The organism is Stenotrophomonas sp. YJH_SMC_65 (assembly GCF_059369475.1).
The window spans coordinates 290076-305633 of record NZ_JCAFSR010000004.1; the positions used below are offsets into that span (position 1 = coordinate 290076).

Genomic DNA, 15558 nt, shown 5'->3' on the forward strand with positions numbered 1-15558 from the left:
TCCGAGCCCGCGCCCTGAGCATGTCCGAGCCGAACCCGCCGCGCCGCCCTTTGGCCACCTTCCTGCGCCCCGCGTCGGAAGGCGAGGCCGCACCTGCGACCGACGCGCGCACGCCCGACCCGTCGGCGCATGACATCCCTGCCGCGAAGTCCGGGGACCCGGTCGACGTGGCGCTGCCGCCGATGGCGGAGACGCGACAGCTCGATGACACCGTCATCCTCGACGAAGCGACCGTGATCGAACCCGTCCTTGCCGTCCCGGCCGCGCAGGCGGTGGCCGGCGATGCGCCGAGCTTCCTGGGCACTTCGCGGCCGCGCGCGCTGCCGACGCCGCGCTGGCACTGGGTGCTGGTCGCCGGGCTGGCACTGCTGCTGGTACTGCAGAGCGTGCTGGCCGATCGTGCGCGACTGGCCGCCGACGCCGGCAACCGCACCTGGCTGGGCGCACTGTGCGGCGTGCTGCGCTGCAGCCTGCCGGCCTGGCACGAGCCGACCGCGTTCACCATGACCAGCCGCGAGATCCGCCCCCTGCCCGGCCAGGCCGGTGTGCTGCAGGTGCAGGCCAGCATCCGCAACGATGCGCGCTGGGCACAGGCCTGGCCGGACCTGCGCCTGTCACTGTCCGATGCCGATGGCCGGGTGATCGGCAGCGGCGTGTTCACGCCCGCGCAATACCTTGGCGAAAGCCCGGCCACGACCGTGCTGGAACCGGGCCAGAGTGCGCGCATCGCGTTCCGCGTGCAGGAACCCGCCGCGTCCACCGTCGCATTCACCTTCGACTTCCTCTGACCAGGGTAGAGGCGACCAGCCGTGGCAGGTCGGGCACGCTCGCGCTAGACTGGCCGCCACCACCTCGTCCGGCCGCGCGCTCCGCGCGCACGGGCCAACCGAATCGGGAACCCCCTTGAACGCTGTCCTCTCTCGTCCTGACAACAGTCGTGGCGCTCCCCGGCCACCGCTGCGTGAACACGTCGCCCAGTCCGTGCGCCGCTACCTGCGTGATCTTGATGGCTGCGACGCGGACGATGTCTACGAGATCGTGCTGCGCGAGATGGAAATCCCGCTGTTCGTGGAAGTGCTCAACCACTGCGAAGGCAACCAGAGCCGCGCCGCCGCGATGCTGGGCATCCACCGCGCCACCCTGCGCAAGAAACTGAAGGAATACGGCATCAGCGCCTGAGCGCGCGCGGGTAGTGCCGGCCGCTCGCCGGCAACCCCATGAACGATGGCAGGATGTCGCAGTTGCCGGCCAGCGGCCGGCACTACCGGTAGATCCACGCCATGCGTGGATGCAGCCCCGGCGGGATCACCCGCCGCCGCCCGCCTTCCAGTAGTACCGCACCACATGGAAGAACACCGGCGCGGCGAAGCACACCGAATCTAGCCGGTCGAGCATGCCGCCATGGCCCTCGATCATGTGGCCCCAGTCCTTGATCCCACGGTCGCGCTTGATCGCCGACATCACCAGGCCGCCCCAGAATCCCATCAGGTTGATCAGCAGCGACAGGCCGAACGCCTGCAGCGGCGTGAACGGGGTGATCCACCATAGCGCCGCCCCAAGCGCGCTGGCGCTCAGCACGCCACCCACGAAGCCCTCCACCGTCTTCGACGGCGACAGCTTCGGCGCGATCAGGTGCCGGCCCAGCAGCTTGCCCCAGATGTACTGCAACACGTCCGAGGACTGCACCACGATCACCAGGAAGGCGAACAGCAGCACGTTGCGCGAGGGGTCGTGACCGGGCACGTGCAGGTTCAGCAGCAGCGGCACGTGCGAGATGCAGAACACGCAGATCATCAACCCCCACTGCACCTTCGCGGTGCGCTCCAGGTAGTGCGTGGTATCGCCACCGATGGTCGACAGGATCGGCAGGAACAGGAACGCATAGACCGGGATCAGCAGCGTGTACATGCCGTACCAGTCGATCCACACCAGGTAGTACTGCCACGGCAGCACGATGTAGAACGCAGCCAGCAGCGCGTAGTAGTCGCCTGAACGGGTCGGCGCCAGGGTGATGAACTCGCGCAGCGCGAACAACGAAATGATCGCGAACAGCACGATCACCCCGGCGCGGCCGAAGAACAGCGCCAGCCCGACCACGATCGCCATCACCCACCATGCACGGATACGCGACACCAGGTTGGCGATCACCGCGCTGGGCTGACCGCGCTGGCGCCAGCGCAGGGTCTCGGCCACCAGCGTGGCCAGCACCAGCACCGCGCCGACGCCGGCAAACAGCAGGCCGGTCTGCTGGCCGACACTCTGCGTTGCCAGATCGCCAGATACATCCAGCACGAAACTCATGCACGACCTCCATTCGGCGCCAGGTCCAGCAGCGCCTGCCGGCTGCGGGCCAGGAATGCGGCCTTGTCCTCGTCGGCCTGCAGCCGCAGCGGCGTGCCGAAGGTGGCCGTGCACAGCAGCGGCAACGGCAGGAACCGCCCCTTCGGCATCACCCGCTTCAGGTTGTCGATCCATACCGGCACGAACTCCAGCTCCGGCCGTTGCCGCGCCAGATGGTAGATGCCGCTCTTGAACGGCAACAGCGGTTCATCGCCGGTATTGCGCGTGCCTTCCGGGAACAGGATCAGCGAGCAGTCTTCGTCCACCGCATCGCGCAGTACCTGCAACGGGTCCTGCTGGCGATGGCCGGCCTCGCGCTCGACCAGAACACCGTTGAACACCGCATCGATCAGGTAGCGACGCAGGCCATCACGCTGCCAGTACTCGGCCGCGGCCACCGGGCGCACCTGGCGCCGCAGTGCCGGTGGCATCGATGACCAGATCAGCACGAAGTCACCATGGCTGGCGTGGTTGCCGTAGTACACGCGGCGCTCGCTGGACGGCGCGCAACCGATCCACAGCGCGCGTGCGCCGGTCACCACATGGATCGCGCCACTGCAGGCGCGGGCAATCAGTTCGGCAAACATCGGTCACTCCCATTCACGTCTGCGGCCACACCACGGCCAGCACCAGCAGTGCGAACTGCACTGCGGTCAGCAGGTACTGGCGCAGCAGCAGGCGGCGCATGCCGGACCAGCGCGCATCCCAGCCACGCAGTGGCGCATCGGGCGACGCGCGGCGCAGGCCGCTGTCGTGCAGCAGCTGATCGATGCGGCGCGCGGCGGCTTCGCCCTCCAGGCCTTCATCGCGCAGCAGCTGCAGCAGGCTGGCATCCAGCCCCACCCGCCACGCGTGGTAGGCCTGTGCGATGCCCGCGGCAACACTGAGCAGCAACAGGCCGGCAGCGATCATCGCCAGCCCCGGCTCGGTGCCGAGCAGCAGCAGTGCCACCAGCAACATCCCCAGCGACAGCAGCGCCGGCCAACGCCCCTGGCGCAGCAGCAGCTGCATGGTCACCAGATCGGGAACCGTGCTCATGCGCGCGCTCCTGCCGCAGCAGTGATGGCATGCAGATGCGCCGCGTGCAGCACGATGCCGGGGCGTGCAGCCCGCACGATCGCCACTGCCGCGTTCGCATCGGCGGCACGACCACTGCGCAGCAGCCAGGTGGCGACGCTGGCGGCACTGCGCGAATAGCCCAGCGCGCAGCACGCCAGCAGCGGCCCCTGCACGCGCAGACGCTCGATGGCATCGGCCGCCTCGCGCAGCTGTTCCGGCGTGGGCACCACCAGGTCCAGCATCGGCACGCTGGCATACGCCGCGCCCGGCGCGCGGCAGGACAGTTCAGCACAGGTATCGACCACGCCGACCAGCGGTGTTGGCAACGCAGCACAGGGAATGCGTCCCAGCCACACGTCATCCATCACCGGCACCGGCTGCGGCGCACGCCGCGTCCACAGCCGCGAATTGACCCAGGCTGCGCCCAGGTACGGCGCCAGCAGCCAGCGTGCCGCCATGGTCAGGCGACCATCGGCGCGCTTCTGGAACACCGCGGTACCCAGCCCGGCATAGGCCAGCGCCACCAGCAGCAGCGACACCACCGGCCACAGCAGCCACAACGCGGCGCCACGCAGAAGCACCACCGGCACCAGCAGTACAGCGGCCCCCAGCAGGTACACCCCTGCCAGGCGCCAGCGCTTGGCATCACGTGCCGTGCGCCATGCACGCAGCGGTGGCGTGCCCTGCTCCGGCCACAGCCAGACGCACAACCAGCCGGCCAGCAGGCCGGTCGGGATATCGATGAAATGATGCTGGAACGTGGTCAGCACCGATACGCCGATCAGCAGCGCCCACACATGCAGCACCCAGCGCCACACGCCGTGCAGGTACTGTGCGAACTTCACCCACAGCACGATCAGCAACACGATGTGCAGCGACGGTGCCTGGTTGAACGGCTTGTCGAAGCCCAGCAGCACATCGAACAGCCAGCCGAACACACCGCCGATCTGCGGACGCTCGAAGCTGAAGCGCAGCGGCCACAGCAGGAAGCAGCTCACGGCGATCAGCTGTGCGCTGAACAGCCGCAATGCGTGCCGGTCCAGCTCCAGCCGTTGCCGGCACAGGAAGAACGAGACCGCGTAGAACAGGTCGATCGACCAGTACGGCACGATCGTCCATGGCACGAACGGGATGCGGGTCTCCCAGCCGAACGCCATCACCGGCAGGGTGGCGTGGCGGCCGGCCATCCAGTTGGCGAAGCCATAACTGGCGAAGAAGAACGGACCCAGCAGGGCCAGCCACAACAGGGCGCGCCGCCAGGGGCGCCCCTCTGCGGCCAGTGGGGATGCGGCGAGCGTCGCCATCACGCGGTCCGGCGCGCCAGCGATACGGTGAAGATGCCGAAGTCGTCGATACGCTGCGCCACCTTCTCGAACCCGGCCAGGCGCACCAGTTCGTCCATCTCCTGCTGGGTACGGCGGCGCATCACCCACGCCGCGCCACCGCGGTGGCTGGTCAAGGCACGGGCAATGAATTCCAGCTGCGGGTGCCAGGGCTGGCCGGTATAGGCCAGGTAGCCACCCACTGGCACCGCTGCGGCAATGCCCTGCAGCGAGCGCAGCACGGCGTCGTTGTCGGGGAACAGTTCGTACAGGCCCGAGACTACCGCCAGCGTCGGCGCTGGATCGACCTTGGCCAGCTGTGCCGGGTCGAACGCATCACCCTGCTCGAAGCGCGCGATGTCGGCCGCGCCCAGGCGCTGGATCAACGCCTGGCCCTGGGTCACGTTCAGATCGCTGAAGTCGCGCAGCACGATGCGGTCGGCGCGCTGCTCGCCCTGGCCCAGTGCTTCCAGCACATAGCGGCCATGGCCGGCGGCCACGTCCAGCACCCGCACCGGCGTGCCCTGCCCGCGCAGGCGCTGTGCGGCGTCGCGCAGCAGTTCCTGCAGGTGCTGGCCACGCACGCGGATGCCACGCCAGCCGATCGCATCCAGGTAGTTGCGGTCGACCATCCGCCCCAATGGGCCCTTGCCGCGCGCCTCATTCCGGTAGATGTAGTCCAGCGTGCTACCGGAATCGAAACCGGTCTGCAGGCCCAGCGCGATGCCTTCGGACAGCGTGCCGCCGAAGCGCAGGCCGCCACGTACCACGCGCCAGCGCAGGTCGGCCAGGCTGTTGCGTTCCGGTGGCCAGGCCAGGATCTCCGACTCTTCGAAGGTCGGCCCATGGCGGTGCGCGTCGCGCCGTGACAGCTCGCGCAACGGTTCGGCGAAACGCGCCTGGATGAAGCTGCGGATGCGCGCCAGTGCCGGTGCCCGATCGCGCTCGCCCAGCGTGTCGTGGAAGAAGCCCGGCAGGTGCACCCGCTCCTTGATCGGGCTGGACAGGCGCTCATAGAAGCGATCCTGCGGGCCACGGTGCACCACGAAATCCGAGCCGGACACCAGCAGCTGCACCGGCACGCTGATCGCCTGCGCATCGGCCACGATGCGGTCGGCCGCTTCGTACAGGCCCAGCAGCACGCGCACCGAGATCGGCCGGGTGATCAGCGGATCGGTACGGTAGCTTTCCACCCGCGCCGGGTCATGGGTCAGCCACTGCGGCTTGACGTAGCTGTTGACGAAGAAGTTGCCGCGCAGCTTCTGCATCAAGGCCAGGCCCGGCCGCGCGAACGGCACGTACAGCTTCACCTTGAACGCCGGTGAAGCCATCACCAGCGCACGCAGGCGTGGCGCGTAATCGTGCACCCAGGTCGCGGCGACCACCGCCCCTACGCTCTGCGCGATCACCACGATGTCTTCCACCGCAATGCCGTGCTCGGCGCCGATGTGGGCGATGAAGCTGTCCAGGTCGCGCACCAGCGCCGGGAAGCCCGGTGCATCGCCACGCGCACCCGGCGAACGGCCATTGCCGCGCGCATCCCAGGCGAAGAAGGCGGTGTCGGGCAGGTCCAGCTCATCGACCAGGTGGGTGACGCGCCCGGAGTGCTCGTGGCCGCGGTGCAGCAGCACGATGGCCCGGGTGGCCGGGGTTGCGGTGGTGCCCGCCCAGTACCGGTAGAACAGCGGTACCTGGTCGAAGCTGTGGAATTCCCGTTCCTGCGCCTGACGCATGCAATCTCCTGATTGTCTTTTTGTATCTGCTTGATTAATTCGACGAAACCGCCGTTTCCCGCAGTCCGCGACGGACGCGGTTGATCATGGTCAGCATGCACAGCACCGCCATGGCCGCAGCCACGCCCGTGACCGTCATCGCGCCAACCCACTCAGACGCCAGCAGCAGACCCAGCACGCCGACGACGAAGGCGCGGTCACTCTTGCCCATCGGGCCGTCATAGCGGCGGCTGGCACCGACCATCAGCCCCAGCACCCCGGCGTACTCGCTCAGCGCCGCCGTCCAGGCCAGCAGCCACAGCACTTCCGGGCGCACGCCCGGCACGCTGAGCAGGCTCAGGTACAGCGCCGCATCGGCGATCACATCGCACAGCTCGTTCAGATAGGCGCCCAGCCGCGACTGCTGGCCGAACTCGCGGGCCAACATGCCGTCCACGGCGTTGAGCGCCATGCGCAGCAGCATCCACAGCGGCAGCAGCAGGTACAGCAGGGGCTGGGCCGGCGCGCAGCACCAGACGGCGGCAGCGACCAGCAGCGAGACCGCGGCCGCGGTCACGGTCACCGCATTGGCGGTGATCCCCATGCGGTACAGACCGCGTACGGCCGGACGCAACAGGTCCTGAAAACGTCCTTTCAATGCATAGATCGACACGATCCGAACCCGCTGATCCTTGGCAGTTCCGGCACAGCCTACCCGATTGGAGCAGCGCGCCCCATCGAATTGCTTGCGGACCGTCCCCGGCCAGGCTGTGCTGAAGGCGGCCACAGGCCGTGGGTGCGGGTCGATTTTCCCCGCCGGCGCCCGCCACCGGCCCCCACCGCCTACAATATCGGCCCCGCTCCGCTGCCGATTCTGTCCCATGACTGCTGATCTGTTGCCCGTCCGCCGGGCCCTCCTCTCCGTTTCCGACAAGACCGGCCTGGTCGAGCTGGCCACTGCGCTGGCGGCACGCGGCGTGGAGCTGTTGTCCACCGGCGGCACCGCCAAGGCGATCCGCGATGCGGGCCTGGCCGTGAAGGACGTGGCCGAGGTCACCGGCTTCCCGGAAATGATGGACGGCCGGGTCAAGACCCTGCACCCGACGGTGCACGGCGGCCTGCTGGGCCGCTCCGGCCTGGATGACGCAGTGATGGCCGAGCACGGTATCGGTGCCATCGACCTGCTGGTGCTGAACCTGTACCCGTTCGAATCGGTCACCGCCCAGGCCGACTGCACCCTGGCCGACGCGGTCGAGAACATCGACATCGGCGGCCCGGCCATGCTGCGCTCGGCGGCCAAGAACTTCGCCCGCGTGGCGGTGGCCACCGATCCGTCGCAGTACGCCGAGCTGCTGGCCTCGCTGGAGGCCAACAACGGCCAGCTGACGGCGGCCACCCGCTTCGCATTCTCGGTGGCCGCGTTCAACCGCGTCGCCCAGTACGATGCGGCGATCAGCAACTACCTGTCGGCGGTCACCGCCACTGACGCCGCCGTGCCGGCCCGTGCCGAGTACCCGGCGCAGATGAACTCCACCTTCGTGAAGGTGATGGACCTGCGCTATGGCGAGAACCCGCACCAGAGCGGCGCGTTCTACCGCGACCTGTACCCGGTGCCGGGCACGCTGGCCACCTTCCAGCAGCTGCAGGGCAAGGAGCTGAGCTACAACAACCTGGCCGACGCCGATGCGGCGTGGGAATGCGTGCGCCAGTTCGATGCGCCGGCCTGCGTCATCGTCAAGCACGCCAACCCGTGCGGCGTGGCCGTCGGCGCCGGCAACGGCGATGCCTACGAGCTGGCCTACGCCACCGACCCGACCAGCGCCTTCGGCGGCATCATCGCCTTCAACAAGCCGCTGGATGCCGCCACCGCCAAGGTGATCCTCGACCGCCAGTTCGTCGAAGTGCTGATCGCCCCGGACTACGAGCCGGCCGCGCTGGAGTACGCGCAGAAGAAGGCCAACGTGCGCGTACTGCGCATCCCGCACGGCGACGGGCTGAACAACTTCGACAGCAAGCGCGTCGGCTCGGGCCTGCTGCTGCAGTCCTCGGACAACCGCGGCATGACCCGCGACGAACTGAAGGTGGTCAGCAGGCTGGCGCCGACCGACAAGCAGTTCACCGATCTGCTGTTCGCCTGGAACGTGGCCAAGTTCGTGAAGTCCAACGCGATCGTCTATGCCAAGGACAACCGCACCATCGGTGTCGGTGCCGGCCAGATGAGCCGCGTGTACTCGGCCCGCATCGCCGGCATCAAGGCCGCCGATGCGAACCTGGTGGTCGAGGGCTCGGTGATGGCCTCCGACGCCTTCTTCCCGTTCCGCGATGGCATCGATGCCGCTGCAGCCGCCGGCATCAAGGCGGTCATCCAGCCGGGCGGTTCGATGCGCGATGCCGAAGTGATCGCCGCCGCCGACGAACATGGGCTGGCCATGGTGTTCACCGGCGTGCGCCACTTCCGCCACTGATCCGCATCACCAAGCCGGGCCCTGCCCGGCTTTTCTCTTCCGTACCCGAGAACCCTGTCCCATGAAGATCCTCGTCATCGGCTCTGGCGGCCGCGAACACGCCCTGGCATGGAAGCTGGCCCAGTCCTCCCGTGTCACCGAAGTGATCGTGGCGCCCGGCAACGCCGGTACCGCCAGCGAAGACACGTGCCGCAACGTGGCAGTCAAGGTCACCGATATCGACGGCCTGCTGGCGCTGGCCCAGGCCGAAGGCGTAGCGCTGACCGTGGTCGGCCCGGAAGTACCGCTGGTGGCCGGCGTGGTCGACCGCTTCCGCGCCGCCGGCCTGCGCATCTTCGGGCCAACCGCCGCCGCCGCGCAGCTGGAAGGCAGCAAGGCCTACGCCAAGGACTTCCTGGCGCGCCACAACATCCCCACCGCGTACTACGCCGTGCACAGCGACGTGGACGCCGCGCTGGCATATGTGCGCGAGAAGGGCGCACCGATCGTAGTCAAGGCCGATGGCCTGGCCGCCGGCAAGGGCGTGATCGTGGCGATGAGCCTGACCGAGGCCGAGGACGCGGTGCGTGACATGCTGTCCGGCAACGCGTTTGGCGATGCCGGTGCGCGCGTGGTCATCGAGGAATTCCTCGACGGTGAGGAAGCCAGCTTCATTTCGATGGTGGACGGCGTGCATGCGCTGCCGATGGCCACCTCGCAGGACCACAAGCGCGTCGGCGACGGCGACACCGGCCCGAATACCGGCGGCATGGGCGCCTATTCGCCGGCGCCGGTGGTGACGCCGGAGGTGCATGCACGGGTGATGCGCGAGGTGGTGAACCCCACCGTGCAGGGCATGATCGCCGACGGCATCCCGTTCACCGGTTTCCTCTACGCCGGCCTGATGATCGATGCCAGCGGCGCACCGAAGGTGATCGAATTCAACGTGCGCTTTGGCGACCCGGAAACCCAGCCAGTGATGCTGCGCCTGCAGTCGGACCTGGTCGAGCTGGTGGAAGCGGCTATCGATGGCCGCCTGGATGAGGTCGAAGCGCAGTGGGACGCGCGCCCGTCGCTGGGCGTGGTGCTGGCGGCCAGGCCGTACCCGGAAGCGCCGATCACCGGTGACGTGATTTCCGGCCTGGACGACGTGCCGGCCAGTGCCAAGGTGTTCCATGCCGGTACGGCATTGGATGCGCAGGGCCACGTGGTCAGTGCGGGCGGTCGCGTGCTGTGCGTGGCCGCACTGGGCGACAGCGTGCGCGACGCGCAGGCCAATGCCTATGCCGGCGTGGCCAAGGTGAGCTGGGCCAACGCGTTCCACCGCAACGACATTGGTTGGCGCGCGATCGCACGCGAGGGGTGAGGCACCCCCCCGCTTCCATGCATGGCGCGGATTGAATACCACAGTAAAGCAAAGGCCCGGCATTGCCGGGCCTTTGCTTTACAGGACTGCTTCGAGACCCTTCCGATCAATCAGGTTCAAAAGCTTCAGCGACGGCCCGCTCGGCTTCTTCCCGCCCTGTTCCCAGCTACGGACCGTCGAAACGCTGGTGTTGAGCACACCTGCGAACACCGGCTGGCTAAGTTCCAACGACGTGCGAAGTGCACGGATCTGGGCGCTGCTGTATTCGGGCACAGGCCCAAGACAAAGCGCCTCGTACATGCTCATGCGCCGCTTGTCGATGAAGCCGCTGGCGTAAAGGCCCGCCGCGCCTTCATGCACCGCATCGAGGATCGCACTCTTTGCACGTCCATGTTCAACCGTCTTTGTCATGGCAAATCTCCTGCAGTTCTCCGCAGATAACTGCCCTGTCCAACTGTTCAGGGCTCATTCTCAAGAACTCAGACGCATACAGCTGAAGGGCGTCCCGTTCCGCACTACTGATGGTCGCGCGCGCGTTCTTCTCGTAGCAGAAGAGCAAGAACCAGTAGCGCCCCACCCTAGTTGCGACAATAACGCGGGCGCTACCGCGCTTTCCGCGGCCCGGCAGCGCAACCCGCTTTTTGAGAAGGCCGCCCCCTATATCTGCATCAATCAGTCCTTGACGCATTTCCACCACCGCGCGGCACAAGGCTCTATCGGTCAGTGAAGAACGTCGTGTACTGCGGTTGAAGCTTCGAGTGCGGAAGACACGTGACCTGATCATACCGTGCCACCGAGTGGTACGGCGTGAAAATCAGCGTCCAGCGCATGCTCCGGTCGGCGCAGCTGCCGCCCTGGCGTCAGGATTGATCCACGCCATGCGTGGATGCGCTCCAGAAACAAAAAGGCCCGGCATCTCCGCCGGGCCTTTCTTCATTCCAACGCCACCCCGCTTACGCGGTGAACAGCGCCTTCATCTTCTTCAGCGCGTTCGCTTCAACCTGGCGGATGCGCTCGGCCGACACGCCGTACTCGTCGGCCAGTTCCTGCAGCGTCACCTTGCTGTCCGCGTCCAGCCAGCGGCGGCGGATGATGTCGCGCGAGCGGGCATCCAGTTCCGCCAGGCCTTCGCGCAGCAGCTGCATCTGGTTGTCTTCGCTGTCCTCGCGCTCGTAGGCCATCGACGGGTCTTCGTCATCGGCAACCAGGAACGCAGCCGGCGACGGCGGCGCGTGCTCGTTGTCCTCGTCGGTCGGCGCATCGAACCCGATATCGCGACCCGACAGGCGCGACTCCATTTCCATGACCTCGCGCTCGGACACGTTCAGGTCCTTGGCCACCGCGCTCACTTCCGCCGCGTTCATCCAGCCCAGGCGCGTCTTCGACTTGCGCAGGTTGAAGAACAGCTTGCGCTGCGCCTTGGTGGTGGCGACCTTCACGATGCGCCAGTTCTTCAGGATGAACTCGTGCATCTCTGCACGGATCCAGTGCACCGCGAAGGAGACCAGGCGCACGCCCATGTCCGGGTCGAAGCGCTTGACCGCCTTCATCAGGCCGATGTTGCCTTCCTGGATCAGGTCGCCCAGGGCAAGGCCGTAGCCGTTGTAGCCGCGGGCCACGTGCACCACGAAGCGCAGGTGCGAATGCACCAGCTCGCGGGCAGCGTCCAGATCGTTGCCGTCGCGGAAGCGACGGGCCAGGTCCTGTTCGTCATCGACCGACAGCACCGGGATCTGGTGCACGGCACCGATGTAGGCGTCCAGCGAACCGAGCGCACTGGGAATCGGGAGATTGTTTGCCACAAGGGCAGTAGAGGTGTTCTGGCTCATAGGCACCCATCTTAGCAGTCCGGGATTTGGACTGCTAAAGGAGGAAAAAGTTCCAGCATCCCATTGATGCAACACTGGTCCCAAACAGAGCCCTACCGTAGCGCGATTTGATGACAGTGGCGAGCATGCTTTTTCGGGATTCACAATCCCTTGGAATTCAAGCAATTACCTGCCGTAAAGCGGCCGATTCCGGTCAAGCGGAGCTGAACGGGCCGTTCTGAAGGCCCATTCAGGCCCGGGAACGTTGCCCGGTGTTCAGGCCCAGCGGCCCGCCGGCCCTCAGAGTGCCGAGCGCGGCGGCAGCGACCAGTCGATCGGGGCCTGACCGCGGCGCTGCAGGTACTCGTTGGCCATCGAGAAATGACGACAGCCGAGGAAGCCCCGATGGGCCGAAAGCGGCGATGGATGCGGCGACTTCAGCACGCGATGGCGGCGGGTGTCGATCACCTTGCCCTTCTGCTGCGCATAGGCGCCCCAGAGCATGAACACCAGCCCTTCGCGCTCGCGGTTGAGCACATCCACCACGTGGTCGGTGAAGCCTTCCCAGCCACGACCCTGGTGCGCACCGGCCTTGCCCTCTTCCACCGTCAGTACCGCATTGAGCAGCAGCACGCCACGCTGCGCCCACGGAATCAGGCAGCCGTGGTCCGGACGCGGGATACCGAGATCGCTCTCGATCTCCTTGTAGATGTTCAGCAGCGACGGCGGCACCGGCACGCCCGGCGGCACCGAGAAACTCAGGCCATGTGCCTGGCCGCGACCGTGGTACGGGTCCTGCCCGAGGATCACCACCTTCACCTGCTCGAACGGCGTGGCGTCGAACGCGGCGAAGATCTGCGGGCCGGGCGGGAACACCGCCGCGCCACTGGCCTTGCGCTGGCGCAGGAAGCTGGACAGCTCGCGCATCTGCGGCTGCAACAGGTAATCGCCGACATGCTGCTTCCAGCTCGGTTCCAGCTGGATCGTCGGGGTGTCGGCTACTTCATCCATCATCGCAACAGAGGTCCATCGTTCAATCGGGCCAGCCTCAGCTGGAACAGCACCTTGGTGACCAGCAGCCGTTCTTCGATCGGCTTGAGCACCAGGTCGTTGGCACCGGACTGCAGCAGCCCGGTCTGGTTGTGCGGGTTGCCATCGCCGGTCATCACCAGCACCGGCAGGCGGCGCTTGCCGTAGCCGAAATCCACGCGCACGCGCTGCACCACGTCGCGACCGCTCAGTTCGCCCTTCAGGGTGACGTCGGTCAGCACCAGGTCGATGCGGTGGCGACTGCGGCCCAGCGACTCGGCGGTGAGCAGGGTGAACGCTTCTTCGGCGCTGACCACGTGCAGCACGTTCAACTGCTGGCGTTCCAGCATGCGCTTGGTGGCCTCGGCCACCACGCGGCTGTCCTCGATATAGAGGATGGTGGCACCGGGGATGGTCTGCGGCTGCACGTAGCCGCGGATGAAGGTCGCCAGTGCTTCATGGCCGAGCGATTTGTCGAAATAGTCGGTGACGTACTCGGTGAAGCGGCGCTGCTCCAGGTGCTGCTGGGCATCGCCGGAGACCACGATCACCGGCACATAGGCCTGGCCGGCCGCTTCGCGCACCATCCGCGCCAGCGCCAGGCCGTCGCCATCGCGCAGGGTCAGCGAGGTCGTCACCAGGTCCACCGGCCCCTGTGCCAGCGCCTGCTGTGCGTCCTCGATGCTGTCGCAGCCGATCACCTCCACGCCCGGCAGGTCACGCTGCAGGACGTCGGCGATCAGCTTGCGCACCAGCTTCGAGCCATCGACCACCATCACCCGCGTCGCGGGCCCTTCAAGGTGTTTCAGCGCTTGCGGTTGCATGCCGGTCTCAGGTGTCGGTCGGGCGGGTCTGGCGGAGGAAGTGGCCGGTGACCAGCCAGGCGCCCAGCCAACCCAGCAGCAGCGTGCCGAGCAGGACCAGGCCGCCGTGCAGCAGGTCCAGGCCGTGCAGTACGAACGGGCTGCCGTAGCTGCGCGAGAGTTCGGCCAGCGGCATGCGCAGGGCGGCACCCGCAGCGCCGATCAGGGCCAGCGCCACCGCGCCGGCGCCCAGGCCGTACCACGCGCCCAGGTACAGGAACGGGCGGCGGATGAAGCCATCGCTGGCGCCGAGCAGCTGCAGCACGCCGATCTCTTCGCGGCGGGCCTGGATGTCCAGGCGCACCGTGTTGCCGACCACCAGCGCGGCACCTGCGCCGAGCAGGACCGACAGCACCTGCACCAGCCGCGCACCGAAGGCAAGCCAGGCATCCAGTCGCTGGCGCCACAGCGCATCGTGCTGCACCAGATCGGCCTCGGGCAGGCTTTCCAGCGCGCGCGCCAGGCGTGCGTCGTCCTTGCCCTGGCCGGGAGTGATCACCAGCAGCGAAGGCAGCGGATTGTCGTTGAGTGCGTCGATCGCCTCACCCAGGCCGGCATCGCGCAGTTCCTGCAGGCCCTGCTCGGGCGTGCGCACGTTCACTTCGGCCACGTCGTCGCGGTCGCGCAGCTGGCCGGCCAGGCGCAGCGCGCCGGGTGCATCGACGTTGCCCTTCAGGAACACGTTGATGTCGCGCGACTGCTGCACGCTGCCGGCGAACTGCTTGAGGTTGTCCAGCGCGATCGACAGGCCCAGCGGCAGCGCCAGCGCCAGCGCCATGACCATCACCGTCAGCAGGGTCGCCCATGGCTTGCGGCAGGCGCGGCCCAGGCTGAACACCACGCTGTGCACGTGGTGCTGGAACCAGACGCCCACGCGCGAGGGGGCGGCGGCTTCGCTGTTTTCGTTCTTCGCCATCGGTTACTCCGCCAGGTCCTGCGGCGAGATGTCATCCACCAGCCGGCCATGGTCGAGGATCAGCACGCGCTTGCGCATGCGGCGCAGCAGCGGCAGGTCGTGGCTGACCACCAGTACGCTGGTGCCGCGCGAGGGCAGCTCGGCGAACAGGGCCATGATCTCCGCCGCCAGGGTCGGGTCGAGGTTGCCGGTCGGCTCATCGGCCACCAGCAGCTTGGGCTCGCCGACGATGGCGCGGGCGATGCCCACGCGCTGCTGCTCGCCGGCCGACAGCTGCGAGGGCAGCGCCTTCTCGCGATGGCCCAGGCCCATCCGCTCCAGCACCGAGCGCACGCGCTTGCTGATGTCGCCACGGCGGGTGCCGCGCAGGATCAGCGGCAGCGCCACGTTCTCGGCGATCGAGCGGTCCATCAGCAGCCGGTGGTCCTGGTAGACCGCGCCCACCGCGCGTCGGTGGCGGGGCACGTCGCCGCCGCGCACCTTCAGCAGGTTGCGCTCGTCGAACACCACCGCGCCGCGGCTGGGCCGCTCGTCGAGGTGGATCAACTTGAGCAGGGTGCTCTTGCCCGCACCGGAATGGCCGGTGACGAACAGCATCTCGCCCGGCGCGACCTCGAAGCTGACATCGATCAGCGCCTCGTGGCCACCGGCGTACTGTTTGCTGACATTGTCGAAGCGCAGGACACTCATGCCCCGATT

17 protein-coding genes are annotated in these 15558 nt (G+C 67.6%); 4 read left to right on the top strand and 13 right to left on the bottom strand.

Features of this window, described 5'->3' with window-relative positions; genetic code table 11:
* Positions 1 to 20: 20 nt before the first annotated feature.
* Both AC5P7A_RS09490 and fis read left to right on the top strand, forming a co-directional pair.
* Positions 21 to 788: a DUF3426 domain-containing protein gene (locus tag AC5P7A_RS09490; RefSeq protein WP_329855401.1), complete on the top strand. Its 768-nt coding sequence runs from the start codon at positions 21 to 23 to the stop codon at positions 786 to 788.
* Between the two features lie 115 nt (positions 789 to 903).
* Positions 904 to 1179, top strand: a complete 276-nt coding sequence (gene fis, locus AC5P7A_RS09495) for a DNA-binding transcriptional regulator Fis (protein ID WP_005419706.1) — start codon at positions 904 to 906, stop codon at positions 1177 to 1179.
* Positions 1180 to 1305: 126 nt separating this feature from the next.
* On the opposite strand, the gene AC5P7A_RS09500 is transcribed toward fis, so the two are convergent.
* The 6 genes from AC5P7A_RS09500 to AC5P7A_RS09525 are packed head-to-tail and all read right to left on the bottom strand — an operon-like array spanning position 1306 to position 7106.
* Positions 1306 to 2301: a phosphatidate cytidylyltransferase gene (locus tag AC5P7A_RS09500; RefSeq protein WP_014648618.1), complete on the bottom strand. Its 996-nt coding sequence runs from the start codon at positions 2299 to 2301 to the stop codon at positions 1306 to 1308.
* Positions 2298 to 2927: a lysophospholipid acyltransferase family protein gene (locus AC5P7A_RS09505; protein WP_495220083.1), complete on the bottom strand. Its 630-nt coding sequence runs from the start codon at positions 2925 to 2927 to the stop codon at positions 2298 to 2300. Before AC5P7A_RS09505 ends, AC5P7A_RS09500 begins: the two co-directional genes overlap by 4 nt.
* A gap of 13 nt (positions 2928 to 2940) precedes the next feature.
* Complete coding sequence (locus AC5P7A_RS09510; protein WP_075076466.1) at positions 2941 to 3378, bottom strand: hypothetical protein; 438 nt, start codon at positions 3376 to 3378, stop codon at positions 2941 to 2943.
* Positions 3375 to 4679 (bottom strand): phosphatase PAP2/dual specificity phosphatase family protein, encoded by a 1305-nt coding sequence (locus tag AC5P7A_RS09515; protein WP_445392277.1) that lies wholly within the window; start codon positions 4677 to 4679, stop codon positions 3375 to 3377. The genes AC5P7A_RS09510 and AC5P7A_RS09515 overlap by 4 nt, the downstream gene beginning before the upstream one ends.
* A 23-nt stretch (positions 4680 to 4702) precedes the next feature.
* A complete protein-coding gene (locus AC5P7A_RS09520; protein ID WP_049439322.1) occupies positions 4703 to 6454 on the bottom strand; it encodes a bifunctional alpha/beta hydrolase/class I SAM-dependent methyltransferase in 1752 nt (583 codons plus the stop codon).
* A 34-nt stretch (positions 6455 to 6488) separates the two neighbouring features.
* Positions 6489 to 7106, bottom strand: a complete 618-nt coding sequence (locus AC5P7A_RS09525) for a CDP-alcohol phosphatidyltransferase family protein (protein WP_014648623.1) — start codon at positions 7104 to 7106, stop codon at positions 6489 to 6491.
* Between the two features lie 208 nt (positions 7107 to 7314).
* Here AC5P7A_RS09525 and purH point away from each other — a divergent pair, with 208 nt between their 5' ends.
* Positions 7315 to 8898, top strand: coding sequence for a bifunctional phosphoribosylaminoimidazolecarboxamide formyltransferase/IMP cyclohydrolase (gene purH, locus AC5P7A_RS09530; RefSeq protein WP_111205602.1), 1584 nt, complete (start codon positions 7315 to 7317; stop codon positions 8896 to 8898).
* Between the two features lie 61 nt (positions 8899 to 8959).
* Positions 8960 to 10243, top strand: a complete 1284-nt coding sequence (gene purD / locus AC5P7A_RS09535) for a phosphoribosylamine--glycine ligase (protein ID WP_014648625.1) — start codon at positions 8960 to 8962, stop codon at positions 10241 to 10243.
* Positions 10244 to 10321: 78 nt separating this feature from the next.
* Here the strand turns inward: purD and AC5P7A_RS09540 are convergent, their stop codons facing one another.
* From AC5P7A_RS09540 to ftsE, 7 genes are all read right to left on the bottom strand, one after another.
* A complete protein-coding gene (locus AC5P7A_RS09540; protein ID WP_169411602.1) occupies positions 10322 to 10654 on the bottom strand; it encodes a helix-turn-helix domain-containing protein in 333 nt (110 codons plus the stop codon).
* Positions 10638 to 11027 carry a type II toxin-antitoxin system RelE/ParE family toxin gene (locus AC5P7A_RS09545; RefSeq protein ID WP_495220084.1) on the bottom strand — a complete coding sequence of 130 codons (390 nt, stop codon included), beginning with the start codon at positions 11025 to 11027 and terminating at the stop codon, positions 10638 to 10640. The genes AC5P7A_RS09540 and AC5P7A_RS09545 overlap by 17 nt, the downstream gene beginning before the upstream one ends.
* A 169-nt stretch (positions 11028 to 11196) precedes the next feature.
* A complete protein-coding gene (gene rpoH, locus AC5P7A_RS09550; RefSeq protein ID WP_005411269.1) occupies positions 11197 to 12072 on the bottom strand; it encodes an RNA polymerase sigma factor RpoH in 876 nt (291 codons plus the stop codon).
* A gap of 279 nt (positions 12073 to 12351) precedes the next feature.
* Positions 12352 to 13065 carry a uracil-DNA glycosylase gene (gene ung, locus AC5P7A_RS09555; RefSeq protein ID WP_005419723.1) on the bottom strand — a complete coding sequence of 238 codons (714 nt, stop codon included), beginning with the start codon at positions 13063 to 13065 and terminating at the stop codon, positions 12352 to 12354.
* On the bottom strand, positions 13062 to 13904 hold the full coding sequence (locus AC5P7A_RS09560; RefSeq protein ID WP_019660837.1) for a response regulator: 843 nt from the start codon (positions 13902 to 13904) through the stop codon (positions 13062 to 13064). The genes ung and AC5P7A_RS09560 overlap by 4 nt, the downstream gene beginning before the upstream one ends.
* Before the next feature lie 7 nt (positions 13905 to 13911).
* The gene (ftsX, locus tag AC5P7A_RS09565; protein ID WP_032961674.1) at positions 13912 to 14859 is read right to left on the bottom strand and encodes a permease-like cell division protein FtsX; all 948 of its coding nucleotides are present in this window, start codon (positions 14857 to 14859) and stop codon (positions 13912 to 13914) included.
* Between the two features lie 3 nt (positions 14860 to 14862).
* Positions 14863 to 15549, bottom strand: coding sequence for a cell division ATP-binding protein FtsE (gene ftsE / locus AC5P7A_RS09570; RefSeq protein ID WP_014648630.1), 687 nt, complete (start codon positions 15547 to 15549; stop codon positions 14863 to 14865).
* Positions 15550 to 15558: the final 9 nt, after the last annotated feature.

Excerpts from the sequence above, each read along its gene's own strand:
- AC5P7A_RS09510 (WP_075076466.1), bottom strand. The coding sequence starts at position 3,378 with ATGAGCACGGTTCCCGATCTGGTGACCATGCAGCTGCTGCTGCGCCAG.
- AC5P7A_RS09490 (WP_329855401.1), top strand. The coding sequence starts at position 21 with ATGTCCGAGCCGAACCCGCCGCGCCGCCCTTTGGCCACCTTCCTGCGC.
- ftsE (WP_014648630.1), bottom strand. The coding sequence starts at position 15,549 with ATGAGTGTCCTGCGCTTCGACAATGTCAGCAAACAGTACGCCGGTGGC.
- purD (WP_014648625.1), top strand. The coding sequence starts at position 8,960 with ATGAAGATCCTCGTCATCGGCTCTGGCGGCCGCGAACACGCCCTGGCA.
- AC5P7A_RS09505 (WP_495220083.1), bottom strand. The coding sequence starts at position 2,927 with ATGTTTGCCGAACTGATTGCCCGCGCCTGCAGTGGCGCGATCCATGTG.
- AC5P7A_RS09540 (WP_169411602.1), bottom strand. The coding sequence starts at position 10,654 with ATGACAAAGACGGTTGAACATGGACGTGCAAAGAGTGCGATCCTCGAT.
- purH (WP_111205602.1), top strand. The coding sequence starts at position 7,315 with ATGACTGCTGATCTGTTGCCCGTCCGCCGGGCCCTCCTCTCCGTTTCC.
- AC5P7A_RS09560 (WP_019660837.1), bottom strand. The coding sequence starts at position 13,904 with ATGCAACCGCAAGCGCTGAAACACCTTGAAGGGCCCGCGACGCGGGTG.
- AC5P7A_RS09545 (WP_495220084.1), bottom strand. The coding sequence starts at position 11,027 with ATGATCAGGTCACGTGTCTTCCGCACTCGAAGCTTCAACCGCAGTACA.
- AC5P7A_RS09500 (WP_014648618.1), bottom strand. The coding sequence starts at position 2,301 with ATGAGTTTCGTGCTGGATGTATCTGGCGATCTGGCAACGCAGAGTGTC.
- rpoH (WP_005411269.1), bottom strand. The coding sequence starts at position 12,072 with ATGAGCCAGAACACCTCTACTGCCCTTGTGGCAAACAATCTCCCGATT.
- AC5P7A_RS09520 (WP_049439322.1), bottom strand. The coding sequence starts at position 6,454 with ATGCGTCAGGCGCAGGAACGGGAATTCCACAGCTTCGACCAGGTACCG.
- ung (WP_005419723.1), bottom strand. The coding sequence starts at position 13,065 with ATGATGGATGAAGTAGCCGACACCCCGACGATCCAGCTGGAACCGAGC.
- ftsX (WP_032961674.1), bottom strand. The coding sequence starts at position 14,859 with ATGGCGAAGAACGAAAACAGCGAAGCCGCCGCCCCCTCGCGCGTGGGC.